Source organism: Mesorhizobium sp. M1D.F.Ca.ET.231.01.1.1, from assembly GCF_003999155.2.
GTDB lineage: Bacteria > Pseudomonadota > Alphaproteobacteria > Rhizobiales > Rhizobiaceae > Mesorhizobium.
In genome coordinates this window covers 623607-647603 of the sequence record NZ_RZOZ02000001.1, presented here as the reverse complement: position 1 = coordinate 647603, position 23997 = coordinate 623607, and the positions used below count along the sequence as shown (strand labels likewise).

Below are 23997 nucleotides of genomic sequence, written 5' to 3'. Positions count from 1 at the left end.
CGTCCGGAATTGTGGAAAATAAAAGCAGAGCGGCTCTCTAACCGAAACCCACGGGCATCGGCCTGCGCCAGTCGATGCGGCTCTGCGTGCCTTGACGAATTTTTCACATGGCCTAGACCTTCCGCCGCTGAAAACTCTCTCGTGTTGGAAGGCAGGCTTATGGCATCGGTTGCATTTCTCGGTCTTGGCGTCATGGGCTATCCGATGGCCGGGCACCTCAGGAACAAGGGCGGCCACGACGTCACCGTCTACAACCGCACCGCGGCAAGGGCCGAGCGATGGGTCGCCCAGAACGGCGGCAAGCTGGCGCCGACGCCGGCCGAGGCGGCCGAAGGCAAGGATTTCGTCTTCTCCTGCGTCGGCAATGACGACGACCTGCGCTCGGTGACCATCGGCGCCAGGGGCGCCTTCGCCGCCATGAAGAAGGGCTCGGTCTTCATCGACAACACCACGGCCTCGGCCGAGGTCGCGCGTGAACTCGCCGAAGCCGCCGAGAAGGCCGGCTTTTCCTTCCTCGACGCGCCGGTTTCCGGCGGTCAGGCCGGCGCCGAGAACGGCGTGCTGACGGTGATGGTCGGCGGCGAGCAGGCTGCCTTCGACCGGGCCAGGCCGGTCATCGACGCCTTTGCCCGCATGGTCGGGCTGATGGGTCCGGCCGGCGCCGGCCAGCTCACCAAGATGATCAACCAGATCGCCATTGCCGGCCTCGTCCAGGGTCTGGCCGAAGGCATCCATTTCGGCAAGAAGGCCGGGCTCGACATCGAGAAGGTCATCGAGGTGATTTCCAAGGGCGCCGCCGGTTCCTGGCAGATGGAAAACCGCCACAAGACGATGAACGCCGGAAAGTATGATTTCGGCTTTGCCGTCGACTGGATGCGCAAGGATCTCGGCATCTGCCTCGCCGAGGCCAACCGCAATGGCGCTAGGCTGCCGGTGACGGCGCTGGTCGACCAGTTCTACAAGGACGTGCAGGACATGGGCGGCCGGCGCTGGGACACGTCGTCGCTGCTCGCGCGTCTGGAAAAATAGACGGCGATGACCGTGCCCGATCCGAGCTGGAGCGTCGATGACATCGTCGCTTACCTGCGCTCGATCGGCACCGAGGAAAACCGCGCCGGGATGGCGCGGTTCGGCATCAACACCGCGACCGCGCTCGGCGTCGGCAATTCCGACCTGCGGCCGTTGGCGCGCAAGCTTAAAAAGAACCACGAGCGGTCGTTGCTCCTGTGGGACACCGGCATCCGCGAGGCGCGCCTGACGGCGGCCTTTACCGGCGAGCCGAAAAAGCTCGATATCGGCCAATGTCGGCGCTGGGCCGCCGATTTCGACAGCTGGGAAATCGTCGACACCGTTGCCGACCTGTTCGCCGAGACGCCATTCCGGCGTGAACTGATCGAGGAATTCGCCGAGGACGAGCGTGAGTTCGTCCGCCGCACCGCCTTCGCCATGCTGGCCTGGAGCGCGGTGCATCTGAAAAAGGAGCCCGACGCGACTTTCCGTGCCTATCTGCCGCTGGTCGAGAAGCATGCCGGCGACCCGCGCAACTTCGTTCGCAAGGCGGTGAACTGGGCGCTGCGGCAGATCGGCAAGCGGTCGATGGCGCTGCACGCCCCTGCCCTTGCGCTTGCGGAAAAACTAGCCGCGTCGTCAGACAAGACGGCGCGTTGGATCGGCAAGGACGCTGTCAAGGAACTGACGGATGCCAAACAGCTCGAGCGACTCGCCGCCGGAGAGGCTTGATCCCGGCCGTATCCGCTTCATCGAGGTGACGCGGGAAACGCGCGGCCGCTTCGAAGATCTGTTCGAGCAGCCGGGCGCTCCGAAATATTGCTGGTGCATGGCCTGGCGCCACTGCAGCCGCGAGCACATTCAAAACGACGAGAAGAAACGCATGATGATGACGCTGATCGATCGAGGCACGCCGGTCGGTATCGTCGCGGAGATCGACGGCAAGATCGTTGGCTGGTGCTCGGTCGCGCCGCGCGAGACCTATCGCAAGCTTTCCAAACAGCAGAACGACAGCGAGATGGGCGTCTGGTCGATCGTCTGCTTCTATATCCCAAGGGCCCTGCGCGGCGGCGGCTTGGCTTCAGCCCTGCTGGACGCAGCCGTCAAGCATGCCTTCGCCAAGGGCGCGCGCGTGATCGAGGCCTATCCGGTCGACGAGGCTGCACCGAGCTACCGCTTCATGGGTTTTCGCGACATGTTCGTCGCGCGGGGTTTTCGGGAGATTGGCACAGCCGGCACGCGCCGGCATGTGATGCGGCTGGAACGTTGATGCTTGGCTCCATAACACTGCTGGGGCACATATACGGAACGTCCTACCGCCGCAGGTCATGAACCCCGAGTTCCTTCCACATCCACCCGAAGCTGTAGGTTGCCATCGGATGGGCCGGATCAGGCTGCTTGGCAGTCTGGTTTTCCACGTATTTCAGCCAGTCGGCGACCTTTTGTCGGCCGGCCGCAGTTTTGGCGGCCTGGCGCGGTGTCTTGTTTCCCAACATTTTGACCGGCTGATCGAGAGTTTCCAGATAATGCCGATCCAAGTACTCGTGGATTCTCTGTTCGGCAACTTCCGGTAGGATGTTCGATGGCGATGTTTTGGCACCTTTACGTGGATGTTCCGCTTTCATCTGCTCGACGGTGCGGATTTCTGTTAGGGGTGTCCTGACAAGATCGCCGAGAGCCTGCTGAATCAAAGCCGTCCCTCTCGCCGCCCGGACTGCGGAATTGGCCGACAGATGCAGGAAACGGCCCTTCAACTCGACATTGCCAAGCACGAGCGGACCGTTGTCCATCGTGGTGTCCATGGCAGGAGCGGTCGCCGCTTTTGATTTGTGACGGCCTTTCGTCGTCTCTTCCAGCCAGTTCCAGAACTTCACGTCCGCCTGCGACAAGGCTGGAATATTGTCCAATCGGGCCGCGATGTCCTCCTGTTTCACGCCTGCTACAAGCGGAAAGCGGACGTTGTGGAATACGATTTCATCACCATCGGTGTTTTGCAGCCGAGGCCCCGCCACCCTTCCAAGGGTATCGAATAACCATGAGAGCGTGAACATGAATGCTGCAGCCTGCAGTTCGTCATCCTTGATGGCCGGTAGCTTTTTCGCATTTCTTTTGCCGAACAGGCCCCGCAGCCCATCGAATAATGTTTCGGTGGCCTGGGGGGTAAAGGGCAAGACACCGCCGGCCATGACGTTTTTGCCCATGACGGGAACGATCCGCGCGGCAAGCCTGTCCCACTGCTTCAAAGTCTTGGTGGCGGTGCCCTCGCTGACGGCGACCGGCTCGCCGCCGCGGACAAGGTCGCGTGCCATAAAAGACATTCCTGGAACGACGTCGCTCACCTCATACAAACTCATGACTGAGGTGCGCAGCGCTGCCATGTACGCCCTTGATTGCGCGCTTTCCTTCCAGCCTCGGCGCTTCAGATACTCATCGACCATATTGCTGGGTTCGCCCTCGAAATCCTGCGTCAGGAAATCCTCGAAAGCGCAGCCCCAAAGGGCCATCGTCCAGTAATCGCCGACGACTTCGGCAAGATCTTCAAACTCCCCTTCGCCATCGAGGATGGGGCCGAAATGTTCGTTGAACACTTCTTCGAAGCATTCGCGCCATTCGTCCCGGGCTAGAAATTTCATCAGCCCGCTGAGATCGTGGCTGATCGGCATGAACTTTCTCCAGTTTCTTGCGCGCCGGGCATCGCGCGACGCGGGTTCGCTGCCATCATTTGTCGGGCTATTTTCAGCGCCGCTCCACGACCGGGCAAGGCCTGGGCAACGATTTCCCGGTGTTTCTTCCATGGACTTTCCGCCGGGGCGTTTCTGCGGCACCCACCAATTCCATTGGGCCCAAAAATGGTTCAGAGATCACGGCAGTTTTACTCGCTCGCAATCACGGAGCGGCCAGAATGGAGCCAATGAAAAACCCTCTCAAAACAGGCACCATCATCGCCGCGGTGCTTGGCCTTGCCGTTAGTCAGGCCTCGGCGGAAACCGCGCATATCTTCTGGAAGGATCTGCGCCCCGCCACGCAACCGGTCGCGGAGGACGCCAATCTGCCGATGATCGCGGCTAAGCTGCCCGACCATGGCGAGACGTTGTCGCTTAACCTTCAAGACAAGACGATCCAGTTAGCCGGCTATGCCTTGCCGGTGGACCGTGACGAAGACCTCGTCTACCAGTTCCTGCTGGTGCCATGGACGGGCGCCTGCAGCCACATGCCGACGCCACCGCCGAACCAGATCATACTGGTCACGCCCGCGCACCCCTACAAGATGTCTGAGGCCTATGAGCCGGTTTCGGTGACCGGCGTGCTGAAGCCGGGCATGGAGAAAAGCCAGCTCTTCATCCTCGACGGTGTCCTGATCGTCCAGTCCGGCTACACCGTGCGCAAGGCCGAGGTGGCGAGCGTCGACACGGTGCCCGACACTGTCACGCTCCCGGTCAACTCGCCGTGGAATTTCCTCAACAAAAAGAAGAATTAAGTCTCGCCGCTTCGCGCATAGCGGGAAGCGACGAACGCCAGATGCTCACGCTGCGTTGGCGCCCGACTCCTTGTCGAGGATCATGTAGTCGAGCGGAATCTCGGTCGTGTACTTGATCTGCTCCATGGCGAAGGAGGACGAGACGTCGCGGATCTCGATCTTGGCGATCAGCCGCTTGTAGAAAGCGTCGTAAGCGGCAATGTCGGGCACCACCACGCGCAGCAGATAGTCGACGTCGCCGCTCATGCGGTAGAACTCGACCACTTCCGGAAACTCCTGGATGACCTCGGAGAAGCGCCGCAGCCATTCATGGCTGTGCGAATTGGTGCGGATCGACACGAAGACGGTGACGCGCACATTGACCTTCTCGTGGTCGAGAATGGCCACGCGCCGCTTGATGACGCCCTCTTCCTCGAGCTTCTGGATGCGCCGCCAGCACGGCGTGGTCGACAGGCCGACTTTCTTGGCGACGTCGGCGACCGCAAGCGTCGCGTCCTCCTGCAGGAGGCGGAGAATTTTTCGGTCAAGGCGGTCCATCGGGAGAACTCCAGGGGAATAGTTTCGCTATAATCCCTTTTATCGGGGCCATTCACAAGAAAGAAATTCTGCCAATGGCGGCAAAAGCGAGTGATATCTTGCCGAATGCTTAGCCGATGCGATAGCGGATTTGCGACCGCAGGAAAGGCAGCAAATCCATTTCAAACCACGGATTCTTCTTCAGCCAGCCGGTGTTTCGCCACGACGGATGCGGCAGCGGCAGTACTTTTATGCTGGCCGCCGCATCCCAGATCGTGCGCCAGTTCTTGACCGTTTCCGTCAGCGAAGGCCCGCGCGCCATGCCTATGTGCCAGGTCTGCGCGTAACCGCCGATCGTCAGCACCAGGTCGATCTGGGGCATCAGCGCCATGAGATCAGCGCGCCAGGCCGGCGCGCATTCGCGGCGCGGCGGCAGGTCGGCGCCCTTGGCGTCCTGGCCCGGAAAGCAGAAGCCCATCGGCACGATGGCGAATTTTTCCGTGTCGTAGAATTCTTGGGAATTCACGCCGAGCCAGCTTCTGAGACGATCCCCGGAAGCATCGGTGAACGGCATGCCCGATATGTGGACCTTGGTGCCCGGCGCCTGGCTGGCGAGCAGGATCCGGGCTTTCGATGAGGGCCTCAGCACCGGGCGCGGCTCATGCGGCAAGGGCCGGCCGCGCGGGTGCTCGACGCAGATGCGGCAGGCCCGCACTCTCGCCGTCAGGCTCTCCAGCGCTTCGCTGATGTCCGCCGGGTTGTCCAACAGCCAGGCCTCAGGCGGCAGCGCTTGGCCGCCTGGAGAGCGCCGCATGCCAGCGCAGCACGTTCGCGCATTCCTCGGGCACCTTGATGCGCGCCGGCTTCATGAAATCGATGGCGATCAGCCCGGTGATGTCGGCGACCGAATAGGTGTCGCCGGCGGCGAATTCCCTGTCGGCCAGTTCGCGGTCGAGGAGGCGCAGGAACTCGATGGCCTTGGGCTTGTTGGCCTCGCCCCATTCGGGAATCTGCGGCACCTCCCAGTCCTTCATCGCCGGATGGATGTGTCGGAACGCGGCGGCGACGCAGCTCAGAAGATTGAGTTCCATGCGCCTCTGCCACATCTCGACCTTGGCCTTGCCGAGCGCTCCCTTCCCGAACAAGGCGGGCTCGGGATGCAGTTCCTCGAAATAGCGGCAAATGGCAATGGATTCGGTGATGATGGTCCCGTCGTCGAGCTCCAGCACCGGCAGCCGCCGCAGCGAATTGCGCGTCGCTACCGGCTCCTCGCGATGCTCCAGCGCGCCCATGTCGACGGGCACCAGCGGAACGGTCAGTCCCTTTTCCGCCAGGAAAACCCGGACCCGCCTGGGGTTCGGCGCGCGGCCGCCATCGAACAGCTTCATTCCATTCTCCGATCTTCCATCCCGATCTTAAAGCATGTCTCCCGAAAATGGGACCGGTTTCGGGGACAAAGACATGCTTGAAATCAAAGGCTTAAAGCAGGTCGCGTGAAACTTTTTTCACGCGACCCGCTTTAAGGCGCGCTTCAATCATGTCGCCCAAAACTGCGCGGCGGTTTTGGAGAGACGCCATGCATTCAACGGAGCATCGCCGGAAGCGGCATCATCGGAAGCGAAAGAACTCGCGCAGCGCATCGCCGAGCCAAGCCAGCCTGCCATGCCTCCGCTCGACCGGTTGATCGTGATGGCTGTCGCGCCAGTCCTGCGGCACGTCGAAGGAGCCAGCCCAGATGCCGGCTTTGGCGGATCTGGCGACTGCCTCCTCGGTTTCGAAGTCGCCAAAGGCGACGGCCCATCCCGCCTGCACTTGCGCACGGTTGAGGTCCGTGTCGCCCGCCTTGCAGTCGCCGAGCACCCGTCCATAGCGGTCGCGCTGCCAGCCGCTGCAGGAAACCGGCCTGCCGGCGATCAGCCGCACCAGCGACTGCCGCGCGAGCTTTCCGCAAGGGTAGTCGGCGCCATCCTTGCGGCATGTCTGCACGTATTCCGGAGCGTCGATGCCGCGCATGCGGATGCGCTCGGCGCCGAGCGTGATCGAATCGCCGTCATTGACGATCGCCGTGCCTTGCTCCTTGCGCGTCTCGAAACGGTCGAGCCGAGCCGCCACCAGGATGAACAGGCCAAGCAGGACCGCCGTCAGCCCGTAATCCAGCAACCTGCGCCAAAGGCTTCGCGGAGGCCGCGCAACATATCGTCGGCGCGGTCCTCGCGACCAGGAACGGCTCATATGGCAAACAGTCTCTTAATCATTCGAACGTAGCTTAACGAACTGAAAATCGCTGCGCGCGGAAATTGAACTTGCATGCCTTTGCTACGCTCGGACACAGCGGACAAATTCATTGTGGACCGCAGGAAACCGCATCGCAACAGCGATGTGGCGCGCGCGGTGCGCAGGACGCGTGACCGCCTCTCGCAGCAGGCCGGCAATCTTGATTTCGACCGCGAGCTGCTCAAGCTCCATGCGCGCGCCATGGTGGTCAGCGCGGCGGCGATTCCTCTGCTTGCGCTTTCGGTGGCAGCCATCGGCCGCTTCGCTGGCCTGGGCAATCAGGTCGCCGTCTGGGCTCTCTTCACGCTGCTTTGCTACACCATCGTCGCCTTCATGGCGCGGCGTGTCGAGCGCACGGAAGCGGCCGAGCTCGACCCGGTGCAAACGCGCCGCGATTTCCTGATCGGCCACGCGCTTTGCGGCCTCGGCTGGGCCTGGTTCGCATGGCTGGGCTGCGAGACATGCCAGGTGGATCAGTTCCATATCGTCAAGGCCGTGGTGCTCCTGGTCGCCATGGCGACGACCGCGGTCATGGCGTCGTCGCTCGGCGGTGCCCTGCTCGCGACCTTCGCCGTACCCGTGGCGGTCTATGCTTATGCGGTCCTGCGCCTGTGGATGCCGATCGAAGCGATCATGGCGGCGCTGCTTGTCGTCGCCCTGCCCTTCTTCGGCTACGTCGCGCGTCATCTCAACCAGGCTTCGTGGATGATCCTCTCCTTCCGCTCCGAGAAGGACGCGCTGATTGCCGAGGTGGAGACGGCGAAGTCGATGTCCGACGAGGCAAGGCGGCGCGCCGAGGACGCCAATCTGGCGAAGTCGCGCTTCCTCGCCTCGATGAGCCATGAGCTCCGCACGCCCCTCAACGCCATCCTCGGTTTCTCCGAGGTGATGGCCAATGAAGTGCTCGGGCCGATGAACAACCCGACCTATCGCGACTACGCGCACGATGTGCACGAATCCGGCCAGCACCTGCTCGACCTGATCAACGAGATCCTCGACCTGTCGCGCATCGAGGCCGGCCGATACCAGCTCAATGAAGAGCCGATGGCGTTGGTGACGATCGTCGAGGACTGCTGCCACATGATGGAGCTGAGAGCCCGCAACAAGGACATCCGCATCAGCCAGGAGTTCGAGACCACCTTGCCGCGCCTGTTTGGCGACGAGCGGGCCATCCGGCAGATCGCGCTCAACCTGTTGTCCAACGCGATTAAGTTCACGCCGTCGGGCGGCGAAGTGCGCGTGCGCGTCGGCTGGACGGCGGGCGGCGGCCAGTACATCTCCGTCAAGGACAACGGGCCCGGCATTCCGGAGGAAGAAATCCCGGTGGTGCTTTCCGCCTTCGGCCAGGGCTCGATCGCCATCAAGAGCGCCGAACAGGGGACCGGCCTCGGCCTGCCGATCGTGCAGGGCCTGCTCGACATGCATGGCGGCGAGTTCGAGCTCCATTCCAAGCTGCGCGAAGGCACCGAGGCCATCGCCATCTTCCCGCTGAGCCGGGTGATGGAGGAACTGCCCGCACTGCCGACCAAGGCCGTCGCCGCGCGCCGGCGTTAGCTCGGGGCACGGTTCAGAGCCGCACCGCCGCCGCCATGCCCGAACTGGTGAGCGCCGCCGCCTTGACCAGCCCGGCCGCCAGCCCTGCCCCCACCCCTTCGCCGTGACCGACACCGAGATCGAGCAGTGGCTCCAGCCCAAGCTGCTTGGCGACTTCGGCGTGGCCAGGCTCCGGCGACAGGCTGGCAAGCAGGCAATGGTCGATGGCGGAAGGATTGGCTTTGTGCAGAACCGCGGCGGCTGCCGTCGCGACGAAGCCGTCGAGAAGCACCGGGATCTTCTGCATGCGGGCGGCGAGGACGGCGCCGCAGATCGCCGCGAACTCGCGGCCGCCGACCCGGCGCAACGCCTCGAGCGGGTCACCGAGGCCGGCGCCGTGGAAGGCCAGCGCCCGATCGACCGTTTCCGTCTTGCGCGCCATCATTGCCGCATCGGCCCCCGATCCCGGTCCGACCCAGCCGGCGCCCTTGCCCCCGAACAGCGCCGCGCTGAGCGCGGCCGCAATAGTCGAATTGCCGACACCGAGATCGCCAAGGCAAAGAAGGTCGGCGCCGCCGGCGACCGTTTCCATGCCGAAGGCCATGGTGGCGGCGCAGCCGCGCTCGTCGAGCGCCGCTTCTTGCGTGATGTCGCCGGTCGGAATGTCCAGCGCCAGGTCGAAGACCTTCAGGCCGAGATCGTTGGCGATGCAGACCTGGTTGATTGCCGCACCTCCGGCAGCGCAGAGTTCAACGGCATTGGCGGTCGCCGAAACCGGCCGCGGCGAGATGGCGTGCCTCACAGCGCCATGATTGCCGGCGAAGATCGCCACCAGCGGCCGGTTGACGGCCGGCGGCGCGCGCCCGCTCCAGGCGGCGAGCCAGGCCGCGATGTCCTCGATCCGGCCCAGAGAGGCTTTCGGCTTGTCGGCGCTGGCAAACAGCGCGCGGACGCGGGCTTCGGCGGCAGCATCCGCCGGCGGCAGCGTCGCCAGGAGGGTGCGGAAATCATCGAAAGGCTTTGCGGTCATGTCGGATGCTGTCTCTTTGCGGGGAACAGGCAGCGGCATAGCCGCCTTCACCGCCCGGCACAACCGCCCCGGCGATGCCGCGAAAGCGCCGGTCGGCGGCGCATTGCGGAGGGCTTGCATTGGCTTTGCGGTTGCACCATGTGGAGTGAAGGCAAGAGAACAGCATGACCGCCATCGAGTCTCCCTGCATACTCGTCTGCTCGATCGACATGAAAACCGGCTTCTGTTTCGGGTGCGGCCGCACGCGCGATGAGATCGCCGGCTGGATCGCGATGACGCCGGAAGTCCGGCGTGCTGTCATGGCCGAATTGCCGCAGCGGCTGGAGACGGTCGAGCGCAGGCCTCGGCGCGAGACGCGGCGCGCCCGCATGGCGCGCGAGCGTGACATGCTGTGAAGAGCCGGCCGTGAGAAGGGGTTGGTCATGAACCGCCTGTTCTGGATCGTCATGCTGGTGATCGGCGCCGGAGTGATCCTGCTGATGATGAACGATTCCGCCGGCCGCACCTTCGGCATCGAGAACCACGATTTCAGCCGGTTGATCTGGGTTGGTGTCCTGGTAGCGGTGATCGGCGCCAGCCTCGTCCGCTCGGGCCGGCCGCTCGGCGACATGGCGCGCAATCTCGGCGTCTGGGCGGCAATCGTGCTGGCGCTGATCGCCGGCTACCAATATCGCTACGAGCTGCAGGACGTTGTCAGCCGCGTGACGGCCGGCCTTGTCCCGGGAAGCCCGCTGGCGCTCGGCGTGGAGAATGGCCGCGCCACCGTGACGCTCGACAAGGCCGACAACGGCCATTTCGAGGCGCGAATTCTCGTCAACGGCGCGCCGGTGCGGACCGTGGTCGATACCGGCGCTACCAGCACGGTGCTGACGGCGGAGGACGCCCAGGCGGCCGGCTTCAACCCGGCCACGCTGAGCTACACCGTGGACGTTTCGACCGCCAACGGCATGGCGCGTGCCGCCACCGTCAGGATCGGCGAGGTCGCGATCGGCGGCATCGTACGCAAGGATATGCCGGTCATGGTCGCGGCGCCCGGCATGCTCGAGCAAAGCCTGCTCGGCATGAACTTCATCAGCTCGCTCTCGGGCTTCGACGTGCGCGGCGACCGCATGATCCTTCGGGATTGAACCTGGCTCAGGCTGCCTCGGCCTCCGCCCCAAAATCGATTGCCGCGAACGCCGTCTTCAGCACCTCCGGCCCGGCGCCGGGTTTGTTGGCGTCGGTGGACAGGATCTGCCGGTAGCGGCGCGCGCCGGGAAGGCCGTGGAACAGCCCGACCATATGGCGCGTGACATGACCGAGCCGCCCGCCCTTCTCGATATGGCGCGCAGCGTAGCCGGCCATTGCATCCATGAGCGCCGCGTAGTCGAAAGCGACCGGCACCTCGCCGTAGATTGCGGCATCGATCCCGGTGAGGATGCCGGGCGTATGATAGGCCGCGCGGCCGAGCATGGCGCCGTCGACATGGCGGAGGTGGTCCGAAACCTCGTCGAGCGATTGAATGCCGCCATTGATGCCGATGAATTGGTTCGGCTTCCTGGCTTTGAGCCGGTAGACGCGCGGATAGTCGAGTGGCGGGATCTCGCGATTTTCCTTGGGGCTCAGCCCCTCCAGCCACGCCTTGCGGGCATGCACCCAGAGCGCATCGGCGCCCGCCGCCAGCACGCCGTCTGTGAGCGTGTCGAGCGCGGGTTCGGGGTCCTGGTCGTCGACGCCGATGCGGCATTTGACGGTGACCGGGATCTTCACCGCCGCCTTCATCGCCGCGACGCAGTCCGCCACCAGCGCCGGCGTCTTCATCAGGCAGGCGCCGAACGTGCCCGACTGGACGCGGTCGGACGGGCAGCCGACATTGAGGTTGATCTCGTCGTAGCCGAACGCCTCGCCGATCACCGCTGCTTCGGCAAGCTTTCGCGGATCCGAGCCGCCAAGCTGCAGCGCAACCGGATGCTCGGCATCGTCGAATCCAAGCAGTCGCTCGCGTGCGCCATGGATGACGGCGTCGGCCACGACCATCTCGGTGTAGAGCAGCGCGCGGCGCGTCAGCCGGCGGTGGAAGAACCGGCAGTGCCGGTCCGTCCAATCCATCATTGGTGCTATAGCAAGCAGCGGTTGCATCGCCTTTTTGAGTTCTTTCTGTTGCATCATCTTCCATATTTGGTAGATGCGGATCGCGAAATTCTCTTTTAGTTTCATACAGTTCGAATGGACAGGGACAAAGGTCCCATGATCGATTAGACCATTTCCTACGTCACACTTTTGTCACAAAAGCAACAGTCCGATTTTAACTTTCCACAAATAAGAGTAAACTTTTCGTGCTCAAGTTCTGAGCGGGAGGCGTACAGGCAGTCAATAGCCTGTTGAAGAGGGGCGGGGTTGAGTATGCCCTCATCGTTGATTCTTGGTGCCCGCCGCTGGTGGGTCACCGATGCGCATAGGACGCATCCGCCCAGAATTGCCTGACGGGGCATGGAGCGGGGGCGCGGCGGCCCCCTCAACACCCTCTACCCCGAGCGTCAAACAAACTCCAGTTTCCTTTTAACGATGACGCGCAGCGCTGGCCTCAGCCAGCGGATGCGCGCCCATGCGACCGGTCGCCAGCGTTGGGGCTGATACCGCGCCTGTCGCATTGAAACCAGGGAGAATTTGCAATGGCACTCGACATCACAGCTCAAGACATCATCATCGACGAGAGCACCGGTCTCCAGCAGCCCAGTGATATTGACCCGACCGGCAATACCAACCTCACATTGTTACATCTCCTGGGCCTCGGCACTCCACTGGAAACCGCCTACCAGGCCGACTTCGTGGTGGCTTCGGGGGACCCCGGAGAAACCATCACCTCAGTCGTCCTCACCCAGGACTTGTCGGGAACGGCGTTTTCCACCACCGACGGCGTACTCACCGACATCCAGACGGTCGATGGCAATTATGTCTGGCTGTTCCAGGACTTGACCAATCCAGATGTCGTGATCGGCGTCATTGGCACCTCCGACCCGACCGCCGAGCCCGATGAGGGCGGCGATCTCGCCTTCTCGTTTGGGCTCGATCCCACCAGCAACACCAATGCGGACCTCTACCTGGTTCAGTATGTGGCGTTGCAGAATCCGGACCCGACCAAGGCGGACGACGACCTCATCGATCTGACGGACAAGGTGTTCGCCTCGATCGAGGGCACCTCCCAGATCAGTTTTACCGGTGAGAATGCCCATCCCGGCAGTAATGAATTCAACCTGCTCAGTTCGCCCGATGACGCCTCCAAGCAGGTGCTGGTGACGGGGCTGGTGCGGTCGAGCCAACTCGACCCCAACAGCCCGCTGGTCAACAGCGAGTGCAACGTGAGTGAGCAAGGTTTTGGCGTCGATAACCAGAGCATCCAACCGGATACGGACGGGCAGAAACAACCTCTAGGACATGAAGTGCTGCAGATCGACTTTGTGACCGGCGGTACCGACGGCGCAGGTGATGGCGCGGACATTGCGTACGGCACCCATCTTGAGACCGTCACGCAGGCTGGCTTCATCATCAACCAACTCACGCCGTCGACTCCGTCAGGCCGGGTCGACATCAAGATCAGCGCGTTCAACGTTCAGGGCAACGAGCAAGGCTCGGACTTCTTCGACGGCAGTCCGACTGACCCCGTGGACATCACCAGCATCAAATTGACTGGCCAATCGGGCGTTGCCGCCACCATCACTGCCGATGGCGATTATATCACGGGAAGCGGCGACACCATCCACGTCTCGGGGCTTAGCGGCACCGGGAACGTCGTAACCATCACCGGGCTCGATAACATCACCACCGTCGATTTCACGACCAGCAGCCCAATGGATCGACTGCAGGTGGAAGCGATCGATGCAAATGAAGGGCTAGACATCACCGAGGTCCATTACTCGGCGACGACCACCAACGCCCACACCGAAGAGGTCGGCTCCCTCATCAACTTCGACGACGACGGGCCGACGGTGACCGCGGACGGCACCGTTCCGACACTGACCACCGACGACACCAACATCCCGGATACCACATCGGCAGACTTCTCGGGCATCTTCACCACCGACCCCGGCACCGACGCCGACGCCGTCACCTATGAGCTGGGCGTCAAGAGCGCAGGCGTCGACAGCGGCCTCGACGACACACTCAGCGGCGACAACATTCTGCTGCGCGTCAATGCGAGCGGCGAAGTCGAGGGCTATCTGCAGAACGCCACTGGCACTGTCGCCTTCGTGATCAGCGTCGATGAGAACACCGGCGAGGTGACGCTGACCCAGGACCGTGCGATCGTCCATGATGACCCGACAGATCCGGTGGAGACCGGTGCTTCGGCGGCGGTACTTGCTTCGGCCGACCTAGTGACGTTGAAGGCGACCGTCACCGATGGTGACGGCGACACCGCTGATGCGACGGCCAATATCGGCACCGCCTTCACCTTCGAGGACGACGGCCCGACGGTGACGGCGGACGGCACCGTTCCGACACTCGTCACCGACGATTCGGATCTTTCCGATACCACATCGGCAGGATTCGCTGCGGCCTTCACCACCGACCTCGGCGCCGACGGCGGCGCCGTCACCTATGAGCTCGGCGTGAAGAGCGCAGGGGTCGACAGCGGCGTCGACGACACGCTTAGCGGCGACAACATTCTGCTGCGCGTCAATGCCAGCGGCGAAGTCGAGGGCTATCTGCAGAACGCCACTGGCACTGTCGCCTTCGTGATCAGCGTCGATGAGAACACCGGCGAGGTGACGCTGACCCAGGACCGCGCGATCATCCATGACGATCCGACCGACCCGGTGGAGAGCGGCGCTTCGGCGGCGGTGCTTGCCTCGGCCGACCTGGTGACGCTGACTGCCACCGCCACCGATGGTGACGGTGACACGGCCTCGGATACTGCCAATATCGGCACGGCCTTCACCTTTGAGGACGACGGTCCGACGATCACGAAGCCGTTCGATGGTGATCCCGACACTGTAGGTATCCAGAACGAGACTCTGGCAAACGCGGCCAACGCGTCGGCCAGCGGAGACTTCGGCTACGACATCGGCGCGGACGCTCACCCGGCCGCGTTCTACGATGCCACGCACTCGGACTTCGTCGACCAGGACGCCGTGACTCCCGGCATCCAGATCGGGCTTTCCGGCACAATCACCGGCGGCGGCGGCGGCAATCTTGTCACGTCGGATGTGACGCTCGCTTCGGAGAGTGACATATCCGCGACCTTCAATTTCACCTTCACTTACGACAAGGACCCGGCGCCCAACGTCCAAACCGGCACGGCGGGCGGCACCCTTGTCTTCGACAAGGTCAACGACACTTACACCATCACCCTAACCGACCCGCTCGAAGGCACCAGCTTCGACATCATTCACACCAGTGAGTTCCTGTCGAAGCAGCCCACGAGCAACTCGGGCCACCCGCCGATCGTGCTGGAAAAACTGGCCGCGGACGACCCGACCACGCTGAACGTTGACGAAGACTTCTACGTGCAGTTCACGGGCAACTTGGTCAACAAGGCCAACCCGTTCAGCCTGACGAGCAATGGTGAGGGGAAATCTAACACTACCCCCCCTGATACCACGTTCACCGGCAGTGCCCACGACATGGTCAGCAACAACAATGAAACGTGGGTGTCCGCTACACAGGCCACCAACGGTGTTGCCGGCGACACGATTCAGAAGGGCGAACTGCTGACATTGCGCTTCTTCAACGACAACGTCGGTATCGCGAGCGAAGTGCTGCAGACTGCGACGAACACGGCGACGGCCGGCGCCATTGCCATCAAGTTCGACGGCATCGGCAACAGCGAGGATCTGATGCTGATCCTCGACCTGACCGACGGTACCAACTCGATCACGAAAGCGGTGTACGTCTCGAACGACGACATCTTCCGGAAGGGTCAGGTCCCGGCTCCATACAGCAACGAGTTCACGCTCGACAACAATGACGGCCTCGTGATCATCGAGCAGAACGACTACAACACGGGCAGCGATCATTATGTGATCCAGGGTGTCCAGATCATGCAGTCGGGCAACGGGATCAGCGGCACGGCCATCGACCTGAACGGAAAGACCACGGCCGACGCCGGCGGCGGTGCCAGCACCGGGACCCACGCCTTCGACACCGTCGACAACGACGTGCTCAAGATCACGGATATCGGCTTCACCTCGACCGTGACCCAGACGCCGGACGCCGATCTCCAATTCTCCTTCCAGGTGGCCGACGCCGACGGCGATACGACTGCGACGCAGTTCATAGATGTCCACATCGGCTGACACCTGCCAACGGGGGCAGCCAATGCCGCCCCCGTATGACACCACCCCGGCCGGACGCCAGTGCGGCGCCGGCCGGCCAACGGCAAAAGGATCGAAACGGGGGGTTCCGTGATGCAGCCTAGACCGCAATTCCAGGAAGTGATGCGCCTGGCGCGCCGTCAGGCGCCCGCCCTCCTCCTTTTCAGCCTGCTTACCAACATCCTCCTGCTCGCCAGCACCGTCTACATGCTGCAGATCTACGACAGGGTGCTTTCGAGCGGCTCGATGGACACGCTGCTGTGGCTAACTCTGGCCGTCATCGGCGCCATCGCCGTCTATGGCCTGCTGGAACACGCCCGCCGGATGATGCTCGGGCATATAAGCCAGTGGCTGGACGACCAGCTCAGCGTGCCGGTGATCGAACGCGCCATGGAGGCGCGGCTGGCCGGCAGCAACCTCGAGGCCGGCCTGAAGGACGTTGGCGATCTGCGCAGCTTCATTGCCGGCGACGGCATACTGACCTTTCTCGACGCGCCGTGGACACCCGTCTTTTTGGCGTTCATGTGGTTCCTGCATCCGGCATTGGGCATGCTCGGCGTCGCCGGCGCCGTGCTCCTGTTCTGTTGCGCTTTAGCCAACGATTTCCTCACCCGCCGCAAGGGCCAGGAAGCGGCCGCGGGACTGCGCCGCAGCCAGGCCGCCGTGGGTCAATTCATCGATGGCGCGGAGACCCTGCGCTCGCTCGGCATGTCGGAGCCGGCGCTGCTGCGCTGGGAGCAGAACCAGCAGTCGCTGACGCATCTCCAGTCCCGGATTTTCCATCGCACCACCGTCATCGGCAGCCTGTCGCGCTCGCTGCGTCTCGCCCTCCAGGTGGCCGTGCTGGGGCTCGGCGCCTATTTCGTCCTGCGCCGCGAACTGACGGGCGGGTCGATGATCGCGGCTTCCATCCTGCTCAGTCGTGCGCTGGCGCCGATCGAGCGCTCGATCGGCGCCTGGCGCAGCCTGCTCAGCGCGCGAACCGCGCGCCGCAACCTGATTAGCCTTTTCGACAGCGCGGCGACGCGGAAGGCCGGCGTCACCTTGCCGCGCCCGCAGGGCCGGCTGAAACTCGAAGGCCTGCACTACTACGTGCCGGGAAACTCACAGGCCCTGCTGAACGCGATAAGCTTCGGTGTCGAGCCCGGCCAGACCTGCGGTGTGATCGGCTCGTCCGGCTCCGGCAAGACCACGCTGTGCCGTCTCATCGTCGGCACGATGCGTCCTTCGCTCGGCCATGTCAGGCTGGACGGCGCGGAGGTGTGGAACTGGCCCTCGGACGAGCTCGGCCAGCATATCGGCTACCTGCCGCAACAGGTCGAACTCTTCCCGGGGACAATCGCCGAGAACATCGCGCGCCTTCGCGATGTCGACAGCGAGGCCGTCATCGCCGCGGCGCAGCTCGCCGGCATCCACGAGATGATCCTGCGCTTGCCGAACGGATATCGGACCGAGGTCGGACCGCATGGGGCCCGCATCTCTCGCGGCCAGCGCCAGCGCATCGCGCTGGCCCGGGCGCTGCTCGGCGACCCGCCGCTGGTCGTTCTCGACGAGCCGAACACCGGCCTCGACGGCGAAGGCGAGGTGGCGCTGTTCAACGTGCTTCAGCAGTTGAAGGAGCGCGGCCGCACGGTCGTTGTCGTCAGCCATCAGACCAACCTTCTGCGCACGGCCGATCATGTCGTCTTCCTCCGCGATGGATCCGTCGCGATGTTCGGCCCGCGCGACGAAGTGCTCGGCGCGCTGGCAGGCCAACCCAGGCGCATTCCGGTGCCGTCGGCAATACGGGACAAGATTGCCGCCAATGCGGCCGCGAACCTGAAGGCGGTGGAGTGAGCCATGAACGAGCGATTTGGCGACTACTCAACAATGCTGGCCGGACTGGTGGACAGCCTGCGCGAGCTGGGCGACAGGTTGGCCGTTTCCGCCGGCGCTCTGACCGCCGCGGCATCGACCTGGTTCGACGGGCTGAACCAGCCGACGCGTCTCGCCATGATGGCGGCAGCCGGCGCGCTTATACTGTTGCTGATCTCGCGGCTGTTTCGCCGTCGCTCGCCCGCCCTCGAAGCCAGCAAGCGCGACCTCAATCAACGGACGCGGCCCGCGCGCATGCTGGGCTCCGTTTCGGCTATCGTCTTCGTCGGCGGCATTGCCGCATGGGCGAGCGTCGCGCTCCTGGCAAGCGCGGTCGTCGCCAATGGCGTCGTCAGCCCCGAAGGCTATCGCAAGACGGTCCAGCATCTTGAGGGCGGCATCATCGGGGCGATCCATGTCAAGGAGGGCGACCAGGTCAGCGCCGGCCAGGTGCTCATCAGCTTGAAGACTACCGAGGCCAAGGGCCGCTACGACGAGTTGCAGGGGCATTATATCCGCCTGCTGGCAAGCGAGGCGCGCCTGGTCGCGGAGCTTGCCGGCCAGGACCGGATCGCCTTTCCCAAGGAGCTGACATCGATCGACAGCGAGTTGGCGCGAAAGGTGGTCACCGAAGAGCAGGCGCTGCTCGACAGCCGCCTCGCAACCCGCGACGGGCGCACGCAGATCCTCAATAAGCGCATCGCGCAGATCGAGGAGCAAAGCGCGGGATCAAGGGACGTAATGGCTGCCGAGGCGGAGCAGCTCAAGCTGATCGACCAGGAGATCGCTTCCGCGCAGGAGCTTTACAAGAAAGGGCTGGAACGCCTGCCGCGGATATTGGCGCTGCAGCGCTCCCAGGCCGATATCCGTGCCAATCAGGCGTCGAACCGGGCGCAGGTGGCGAAGAACGATCAGCAGATCGGCGAAACCCAATTCCAGCTCCTCAACCTGCGTCAGCAGGACAGCGAGAGCGCTAATGAGGATCTCGCCAAGGTGCGCACCGACCTCGCCGAACTGCGCAGCCAATTGCCCTCACGCCAGGACGTGCTGGCAAGAACGGATATCGTCGCGCCGATCGCCGGAACGGTGATGAACCTGCGGGTAACAACGGAATCGGGCGTGATCTCCAGCGGCCAGCCGCTTCTCGATATCGTTCCCAACGAGCCCAATCTGGTCATCGATTCCCGGATCAGGCCTACGGACATCGACGTGGTGCATCCGGACATGCCGGCCCGCGTGGTGCTGACGGCCTATCCGAGCAGGCATTTGCCGCAGATCCATGGCCTGCTCACCTCGGTGTCGGCCGACCGGCTGACGGACGAGAGGACCGGCGAGCCCTATTTCCTCGCCAAGGTCAAGGTCGACGCGGCCGATCTCGCGGAGTTGCATGATATCCGCGTGTCCCCCGGCATGCCGGCCGAAGTCATGATCCTGACCGGAGAGCACACTTTGCTCGACTATATGGTGGCCCCGGTCGAGGCCTCGCTGACACGCTCCTTCAGGGAGAATTGAAGACAAAACAACAGCGACCGTCGGCCTCGGGCCGGCGTCTCGTCAATCCAGCCGGCAGCCGAGGCTGCCGGAGGATTGGGACGGTGCTATCGCCTCAGAGCGTAGACGTTGTCCATGGACGCGCCGCCCAGAGGCAGCGCCATGTCGTCGTCGAGTATCCGGGTGATGCGGGCAAAGCCGACGAAGGCCTTCCTCGCCTCCTCGGCCGACATCTTGCCAGCCACAGCCGCCGAGCAGCAATTCACGGCGCATTGATAAACAGGGCCGCGTCTTCCCGTTGGCCACTTCCGCAGGAACACCATTGCTTCGGAGACGCTGTCGACTTCCTCCAAGGGGTATCCCTGCCCACGCGCAATCCGCACTGGGGTAAAGAAATGCAAGCGATCCATCATTATCCTCCCGGCCGACCGCATCGCGGCCGAACCGCATTAAACGCACGTCCGGCGGTTTGGTTCCAAACAAATTTGGTTGCCGGCCGAAAAAGTTCGGAACTGGATAGAACGCGACTCAGCGGGCTGTTCGGCAGCCGACTCAATAAAGGCGATTCCGCTTTTGGCGCAACGAGAAGCGCGATTCTCATTGAATGACTTTAAGGCCAAAGCCGGCAAATGGGTTGCTTGTCGGTTCCCCAACGTCAGGCTTAACCTCGACAGTTAACGCGTGAGGGCGCGTTTTGCAAAAAGGGGAACACTTGCAATGACCATACAAGGCGCATCGCCCGGCCTCTACAACGAGGATCTGGCTCCGGCAACGGTCAGGAACTGGGGGCCGTTTTCGATCTTCAACGTCTGGACCTCCGACGTCCACAGTCTCTGGGGCTACTATCTCGCCGCCAGTCTGTTCCTGTTCTGCGGCGGCTTCGTCAATTTCATCATCGCCATCGGCATCGGCTCGCTGATCATCTACGCGCTGATGAACCTGGTCGGCTATGCCGGCGTGAAGACCGGGGTGCCCTACCCCGTGCTCGCGCGCGCCTCCTTCGGCATCTGGGGCGCCAACATCCCGGCGTTGGTGCGCGCCGTCGTCGCCTGCTTCTGGTACGGCGCGCAGACAGCCGCCGCATCGGGCGCGATCGTCGCGCTGCTGACCCGGCTGCAGTGGTTCAATGAATTCAACCAGACCTCGCATCTGCTCGGCCATTCCACGCTGGAGGTGATCTGCTTCGTCGTCATCTGGGCGCTGCAGCTCCTGATCATCCAGAAGGGCATGGAAACGGTGCGCCGCTTCCAGGACTGGGCCGGCCCCGCCGTGTGGGTGATGATGCTGATCCTGGCGATCTATCTCTGCGTGAAGTCGGGCACCTTCGCCTTCACCAGCGACATCCCGATGGACGTGCTGCTCGACAAGACCAAGGATGCCGGCGTGCCGGGAGAACCGGGATCGTGGACCGCGCTGTTCGCGGTGGCGGCGATCTGGGTGACCTATTTCTCGGCTCTCTACCTCAACTTCTGCGATTTCGCCCGCTACGCGCCGGACAATGCGGCGCTGCGCAAGGGCAACATCTGGGGCCTGCCCGTCAACCTGATCCTGTTCTCGCTGGTCGCCGGCGTCACCACGATCGCCGCCTACGACGTATACCACGAGGTGCTGCTGCATCCCGACCAGATCTCGGCAAAGTTCGACAGCTGGTTCCTGGCGGCTCTCGCGGCGCTGACCTTCGCGGTGGCGACCCTCGGCATCAACGTCGTGGCCAACTTCGTCTCGCCGGCCTTCGACTTCTCCAACGTCTTCCCGCGCCAGATCGACTTCAAGAAGGGCGGCTATATCGCTGCATTGATTGCGCTTGTGCTCTATCCCTTCGCGCCGTGGGAAGGCAGCGCAGCCTCCTTCGTCAACATCATCGGCGCGACGATGGGGCCGATCTTCGGCGTGATGATGGTCGACTACTATCTGATCCGTAAGGGCGAGGTCGACGTCAACGCGCTCTACCGGGAGGACGGCGAGTTCCGCTTCCAGGGCGGCTGGCACGTCAACGCCTTCATCGCCGCCGGCATCGGCGCGATCTTCTCCTCGATCCTGCCCAACTTCACCAACTGGCTGCCGTCCTGGTGGGGCGTCTATGGCTGGTTCTTCGGCGTGGCGATCGCGGGCGCCGTCTACTACGTGCTGCGCACCATGGCGCTGGGCGCGGGCGCCCGGACGGCGAAGGCCTGAGAATTGGGGGAGTAAGGGAGCAGGTAAGTAGGGGAGCAGGCGAGCCTTATTCCCCTATTCCCCTAACCATCTCCGCCAGCCTGCGCACCGTATTCCAGTTGCGGGAAGTGCCGACGCCCATGCGCTTGTGGTTTGCCGCTGCAAGCAGCCGCGAACTTGGCCGCTCGCGCGAAAACACAAGCCAGATATCGCCGTCGACCGAAGCCACCTTCTCATCCTCGGCGGCATAGGAATGCAGCGCCGCAACGGCCTCGGCCGGCGCCGGGCTGCGCATCACGCGCACCGCGACCTGATCACCCGTATCGGCGGACTCGGCCGGAAACGGATTGCTGGCCGCGAGCTTCAGCCAGTCCTCGGCGCCGCGCACGATGATGTCGACGTGACGGCCGAAGGTCTCTTCGAAGGCCTTCTCCAGCCGATGCTCGAGACCGGAAATCTTGGCCGTCCGCGCCTCGAAGACCAGATTGCCCGTCGCCACCAGCGTGCGGACGTTCTTCAGGCCGACGCCTTCGGCCATCGCCTTGAGGTCGGCCATGACGACCCGCCGTCCCTCGCCGAGGAGGATGCTGTAGAGCAGCGCGATGTATGTCCGCATCAAACGAGGCGCGACTGTTCCACCGCGGCCGAGATGAAGCTGGCGAACAGCGGATGCGGTTCGAGCGGGCGGCTCTTCAGTTCCGGGTGGTACTGCACGCCGATGAACCAGGGATGGTCGGGATATTCGACCGTCTCCGGCAGCACGCCGTCCGGCGACATGCCGGCAAACACCAGGCCGCAATCCTCGAGCCGCTGCTTGTAGTCGACATTCACCTCGTAGCGGTGCCGGTGGCGCTCGGAGATCTGCGTGTCGCCGTAGATCTCGGCGATCTTCGAACCCTTGGCGAGATCGGCTTGGTAGGCGCCGAGCCGCATCGTACCGCCGAGATCGCCGGTGGCCCTGCGCTTTTCCAGCATGTTGCCCTTCAGCCACTCGGTCATCAGGCCGACGACGGGCTCCTCGGTCAGGCCGAACTCGGTCGACGACGCATGCTCGACGCCGGCGAGCGACCGCGCCGCCTCGATACAGGCCATCTGCATGCCGAAGCAGATGCCGAAATAAGGCACCTTGCGCTCGCGCGCGAATTTTGCCGCCAGGATCTTGCCTTCCGAACCGCGCTCCCCGAAACCGCCAGGAACGAGGATGCCATGCACCTTTTCCAGCCAGGGTGCGGGGTCTTCCTTCTCGAAGATCTCGCTCTCGATCCAGTCGAGCTTGACCTTGACGCGGTTGGCGAGGCCGCCATGCGAGAGCGCCTCGATCAGCGATTTATAGGCATCCTTGAGGCCGGTATATTTGCCCACGACGGCAATCGTCACCTCGCCTTCCGGGTTGTGGATACGGCTGGAGAGCGCCTGCCAGGGCTCCATGCGCGGCTTCGGCGCCGGGTCGATGCCGAAGGCGGCGAGCACTTCCGAATCCAGCCCCTCCTTGTGGTAGGCCATCGGCACGTCGTAGATGTGCGGCACGTCGAGTGCCTGGATGACGGCGCTTTCGCGCACGTTGCAGAACAGCGAGAGCTTTCGGCGCTCTTCCTTGGGGATCGGCCGGTCGGCGCGCACCAGAAGAATATCGGGCGCGATGCCGATGCCGCGCAATTCCTTGACCGAATGCTGCGTCGGCTTGGTCTTCAACTCGCCTGCGGTCGGAATGTAGGGCATCAGCGTCAGATGCACATAGACGGCGTTGTTGCGCGGCAGGTCGTTGCCCAGCTGGCGGATCGCTTCGAGGAACGGCATCGCCTCGATGTCGCCGACGGTGCCGCCGATCTCGCAGAGTACGAAGTCGTAATCGTCATTGCCGTCGAGGACGAAATGCTTGATCTCGTCGGTGACGTGCGGGATCACCTGAACGGTAGCGCCAAGATAGTCACCGCGCCGCTCGCGCTCGATGATGTTCTTGTAGATGCGACCGGTGGTGATGTTGTCCTGCTGATTGGCCGAGCGGCCGGTGAAGCGCTCGTAATGGCCGAGATCGAGATCGGTCTCGGCGCCGTCGTCGGTGACGAACACCTCGCCGTGCTGGTAGGGCGACATCGTTCCAGGGTCGACATTGAGGTAGGGATCGAGCTTTTTGATCCGCGCGCGATAGCCTCGCGCCTGCAGGAGAGCCCCAAGAGCTGCTGCAGCTATGCCTTTTCCGAGTGAGGAAACCACGCCGCCAGTGATGAATACATATCGCGCCATGGGAGTCATCGCTTAACGCGGCCTGATTGATTCCGCCAGAGAAAAAACCGCCGCGAAGGCTTTTTCCCAAAATGGCGCCGGTGCCCGCTGTGGGCGTTCGCGAAGCATGTCGCCAAAAGCGCCAA

21 protein-coding genes are annotated in these 23997 nt (G+C 63.4%); 11 read left to right on the top strand and 10 right to left on the bottom strand.

The genetic code is table 11. The features are described 5' to 3' along the window. The first annotated feature begins 159 nt into the window (after window positions 1–159). Genes EN874_RS03235 through EN874_RS03225 form a run of 3 tightly spaced genes read left to right on the top strand, consistent with a single transcriptional unit; the run spans window position 160 to window position 2278 of the window. Window positions 160–1029: an NAD(P)-dependent oxidoreductase gene (locus tag EN874_RS03235; protein ID WP_127424030.1), complete on the top strand. Its 870-nt coding sequence runs from the start codon at window positions 160–162 to the stop codon at window positions 1027–1029. 6 nt (window positions 1030–1035) lie between these two features. Continuing rightward, the gene (locus EN874_RS03230) at window positions 1036–1740 is read left to right on the top strand and encodes a DNA alkylation repair protein (RefSeq protein WP_127424029.1); all 705 of its coding nucleotides are present in this window, start codon (window positions 1036–1038) and stop codon (window positions 1738–1740) included. Continuing rightward, window positions 1700–2278 (top strand): GNAT family N-acetyltransferase, encoded by a 579-nt coding sequence (locus EN874_RS03225; protein ID WP_127424028.1) that lies wholly within the window; start codon window positions 1700–1702, stop codon window positions 2276–2278. Before EN874_RS03230 ends, EN874_RS03225 begins: the two co-directional genes overlap by 41 nt. Before the next feature lie 43 nt (window positions 2279–2321). Here EN874_RS03225 and EN874_RS03220 read toward each other — a convergent pair whose 3' ends face one another. Then, on the bottom strand, window positions 2322–3671 hold the full coding sequence (locus EN874_RS03220) for a hypothetical protein (RefSeq protein WP_127424512.1): 1350 nt from the start codon (window positions 3669–3671) through the stop codon (window positions 2322–2324). A 248-nt stretch (window positions 3672–3919) separates the two neighbouring features. Between EN874_RS03220 and EN874_RS03215 the strand changes: the two genes are divergently transcribed. Continuing rightward, window positions 3920–4486, top strand: a complete 567-nt coding sequence (locus EN874_RS03215) for a DUF3299 domain-containing protein (RefSeq protein WP_127424027.1) — start codon at window positions 3920–3922, stop codon at window positions 4484–4486. A gap of 45 nt (window positions 4487–4531) precedes the next feature. On the opposite strand, the gene EN874_RS03210 is transcribed toward EN874_RS03215, so the two are convergent. From EN874_RS03210 to EN874_RS03195, 4 genes are all read right to left on the bottom strand, one after another. Beyond that, window positions 4532–5023 carry an Lrp/AsnC family transcriptional regulator gene (locus EN874_RS03210; RefSeq protein ID WP_066992738.1) on the bottom strand — a complete coding sequence of 164 codons (492 nt, stop codon included), beginning with the start codon at window positions 5021–5023 and terminating at the stop codon, window positions 4532–4534. Window positions 5024–5132: 109 nt separating this feature from the next. After that, complete coding sequence (locus EN874_RS03205; protein WP_245513477.1) at window positions 5133–5750, bottom strand: uracil-DNA glycosylase family protein; 618 nt, start codon at window positions 5748–5750, stop codon at window positions 5133–5135. Window positions 5751–5778: 28 nt separating this feature from the next. Beyond that, complete coding sequence (locus tag EN874_RS03200) at window positions 5779–6390, bottom strand: glutathione S-transferase (protein WP_127424025.1); 612 nt, start codon at window positions 6388–6390, stop codon at window positions 5779–5781. A 220-nt stretch (window positions 6391–6610) separates the two neighbouring features. Next, complete coding sequence (locus EN874_RS03195) at window positions 6611–7234, bottom strand: thermonuclease family protein (protein ID WP_127424024.1); 624 nt, start codon at window positions 7232–7234, stop codon at window positions 6611–6613. A gap of 75 nt (window positions 7235–7309) precedes the next feature. Between EN874_RS03195 and EN874_RS03190 the strand changes: the two genes are divergently transcribed. Next, window positions 7310–8830, top strand: a complete 1521-nt coding sequence (locus EN874_RS03190) for a HAMP domain-containing sensor histidine kinase (protein WP_127424023.1) — start codon at window positions 7310–7312, stop codon at window positions 8828–8830. 13 nt (window positions 8831–8843) lie between these two features. Here EN874_RS03190 and EN874_RS03185 read toward each other — a convergent pair whose 3' ends face one another. Then, the gene (locus tag EN874_RS03185; protein ID WP_127424022.1) at window positions 8844–9839 is read right to left on the bottom strand and encodes a nicotinate-nucleotide--dimethylbenzimidazole phosphoribosyltransferase; all 996 of its coding nucleotides are present in this window, start codon (window positions 9837–9839) and stop codon (window positions 8844–8846) included. A 164-nt stretch (window positions 9840–10003) separates the two neighbouring features. Here EN874_RS03185 and EN874_RS03180 point away from each other — a divergent pair, with 164 nt between their 5' ends. Both EN874_RS03180 and EN874_RS03175 read left to right on the top strand, forming a co-directional pair. Continuing rightward, entirely contained in the window at window positions 10004–10234 is a 231-nt protein-coding gene (locus EN874_RS03180) for a DUF1289 domain-containing protein (RefSeq protein WP_127424021.1), read from the top strand. A gap of 27 nt (window positions 10235–10261) precedes the next feature. Next, the gene (locus EN874_RS03175; RefSeq protein ID WP_127424020.1) at window positions 10262–10966 is read left to right on the top strand and encodes a TIGR02281 family clan AA aspartic protease; all 705 of its coding nucleotides are present in this window, start codon (window positions 10262–10264) and stop codon (window positions 10964–10966) included. Between the two features lie 7 nt (window positions 10967–10973). Here the strand turns inward: EN874_RS03175 and dusA are convergent, their stop codons facing one another. Next, complete coding sequence (gene dusA / locus EN874_RS03170) at window positions 10974–11984, bottom strand: tRNA dihydrouridine(20/20a) synthase DusA (RefSeq protein WP_127424019.1); 1011 nt, start codon at window positions 11982–11984, stop codon at window positions 10974–10976. 506 nt (window positions 11985–12490) lie between these two features. On the opposite strand from dusA, the gene EN874_RS03165 reads away from it, so the two are divergent. The 3 genes from EN874_RS03165 (at window position 12491) to EN874_RS03155 (ending at window position 19495) form a co-directional block, all read left to right on the top strand. Beyond that, window positions 12491–16111 carry a DUF5801 repeats-in-toxin domain-containing protein gene (locus EN874_RS03165; protein ID WP_135882192.1) on the top strand — a complete coding sequence of 1207 codons (3621 nt, stop codon included), beginning with the start codon at window positions 12491–12493 and terminating at the stop codon, window positions 16109–16111. 111 nt (window positions 16112–16222) lie between these two features. Continuing rightward, window positions 16223–17965, top strand: a complete 1743-nt coding sequence (locus EN874_RS03160) for a type I secretion system permease/ATPase (protein WP_245513476.1) — start codon at window positions 16223–16225, stop codon at window positions 17963–17965. Window positions 17966–17968: 3 nt separating this feature from the next. Continuing rightward, complete coding sequence (locus EN874_RS03155) at window positions 17969–19495, top strand: HlyD family type I secretion periplasmic adaptor subunit (RefSeq protein WP_127424018.1); 1527 nt, start codon at window positions 17969–17971, stop codon at window positions 19493–19495. Between the two features lie 86 nt (window positions 19496–19581). Here EN874_RS03155 and EN874_RS03150 read toward each other — a convergent pair whose 3' ends face one another. Then, on the bottom strand, window positions 19582–19884 hold the full coding sequence (locus EN874_RS03150) for a DUF982 domain-containing protein (protein WP_126089203.1): 303 nt from the start codon (window positions 19882–19884) through the stop codon (window positions 19582–19584). 307 nt (window positions 19885–20191) lie between these two features. Between EN874_RS03150 and EN874_RS03145 the strand changes: the two genes are divergently transcribed. After that, window positions 20192–21649 carry an NCS1 family nucleobase:cation symporter-1 gene (locus EN874_RS03145; protein ID WP_127424017.1) on the top strand — a complete coding sequence of 486 codons (1458 nt, stop codon included), beginning with the start codon at window positions 20192–20194 and terminating at the stop codon, window positions 21647–21649. A gap of 46 nt (window positions 21650–21695) precedes the next feature. Here EN874_RS03145 and EN874_RS03140 read toward each other — a convergent pair whose 3' ends face one another. Further along, window positions 21696–22244: a DUF1697 domain-containing protein gene (locus tag EN874_RS03140; RefSeq protein ID WP_127424016.1), complete on the bottom strand. Its 549-nt coding sequence runs from the start codon at window positions 22242–22244 to the stop codon at window positions 21696–21698. Further along, complete coding sequence (locus EN874_RS03135; protein WP_127424015.1) at window positions 22244–23881, bottom strand: CTP synthase; 1638 nt, start codon at window positions 23879–23881, stop codon at window positions 22244–22246. The genes EN874_RS03140 and EN874_RS03135 overlap by 1 nt, the downstream gene beginning before the upstream one ends. Window positions 23882–23997 lie beyond the last annotated feature (116 nt).

Bases quoted from the DNA above. Each gene is read 5' to 3' on its own strand.
- EN874_RS03145 (WP_127424017.1), top strand. From the start codon at position 20,192: ATGACCATACAAGGCGCATCGCCCGGCCTCTACAACGAGGATCTGGCT.
- EN874_RS03190 (WP_127424023.1), top strand. From the start codon at position 7,310: ATGCCTTTGCTACGCTCGGACACAGCGGACAAATTCATTGTGGACCGC.
- EN874_RS03200 (WP_127424025.1), bottom strand. From the start codon at position 6,390: ATGAAGCTGTTCGATGGCGGCCGCGCGCCGAACCCCAGGCGGGTCCGG.
- EN874_RS03165 (WP_135882192.1), top strand. From the start codon at position 12,491: ATGGCACTCGACATCACAGCTCAAGACATCATCATCGACGAGAGCACC.
- EN874_RS03150 (WP_126089203.1), bottom strand. From the start codon at position 19,884: ATGGATCGCTTGCATTTCTTTACCCCAGTGCGGATTGCGCGTGGGCAG.
- EN874_RS03235 (WP_127424030.1), top strand. From the start codon at position 160: ATGGCATCGGTTGCATTTCTCGGTCTTGGCGTCATGGGCTATCCGATG.
- EN874_RS03210 (WP_066992738.1), bottom strand. From the start codon at position 5,023: ATGGACCGCCTTGACCGAAAAATTCTCCGCCTCCTGCAGGAGGACGCG.
- EN874_RS03220 (WP_127424512.1), bottom strand. From the start codon at position 3,671: ATGCCGATCAGCCACGATCTCAGCGGGCTGATGAAATTTCTAGCCCGG.
- EN874_RS03225 (WP_127424028.1), top strand. From the start codon at position 1,700: ATGCCAAACAGCTCGAGCGACTCGCCGCCGGAGAGGCTTGATCCCGGC.
- EN874_RS03215 (WP_127424027.1), top strand. From the start codon at position 3,920: ATGAAAAACCCTCTCAAAACAGGCACCATCATCGCCGCGGTGCTTGGC.
- EN874_RS03195 (WP_127424024.1), bottom strand. From the start codon at position 7,234: ATGAGCCGTTCCTGGTCGCGAGGACCGCGCCGACGATATGTTGCGCGG.
- EN874_RS03180 (WP_127424021.1), top strand. From the start codon at position 10,004: ATGACCGCCATCGAGTCTCCCTGCATACTCGTCTGCTCGATCGACATG.
- EN874_RS03175 (WP_127424020.1), top strand. From the start codon at position 10,262: ATGAACCGCCTGTTCTGGATCGTCATGCTGGTGATCGGCGCCGGAGTG.
- dusA (WP_127424019.1), bottom strand. From the start codon at position 11,984: ATGCAACAGAAAGAACTCAAAAAGGCGATGCAACCGCTGCTTGCTATA.
- EN874_RS03185 (WP_127424022.1), bottom strand. From the start codon at position 9,839: ATGACCGCAAAGCCTTTCGATGATTTCCGCACCCTCCTGGCGACGCTG.
- EN874_RS03230 (WP_127424029.1), top strand. From the start codon at position 1,036: ATGACCGTGCCCGATCCGAGCTGGAGCGTCGATGACATCGTCGCTTAC.
- EN874_RS03140 (WP_127424016.1), bottom strand. From the start codon at position 22,244: ATGCGGACATACATCGCGCTGCTCTACAGCATCCTCCTCGGCGAGGGA.
- EN874_RS03160 (WP_245513476.1), top strand. From the start codon at position 16,223: ATGCAGCCTAGACCGCAATTCCAGGAAGTGATGCGCCTGGCGCGCCGT.
- EN874_RS03155 (WP_127424018.1), top strand. From the start codon at position 17,969: ATGAACGAGCGATTTGGCGACTACTCAACAATGCTGGCCGGACTGGTG.
- EN874_RS03135 (WP_127424015.1), bottom strand. From the start codon at position 23,881: ATGACTCCCATGGCGCGATATGTATTCATCACTGGCGGCGTGGTTTCC.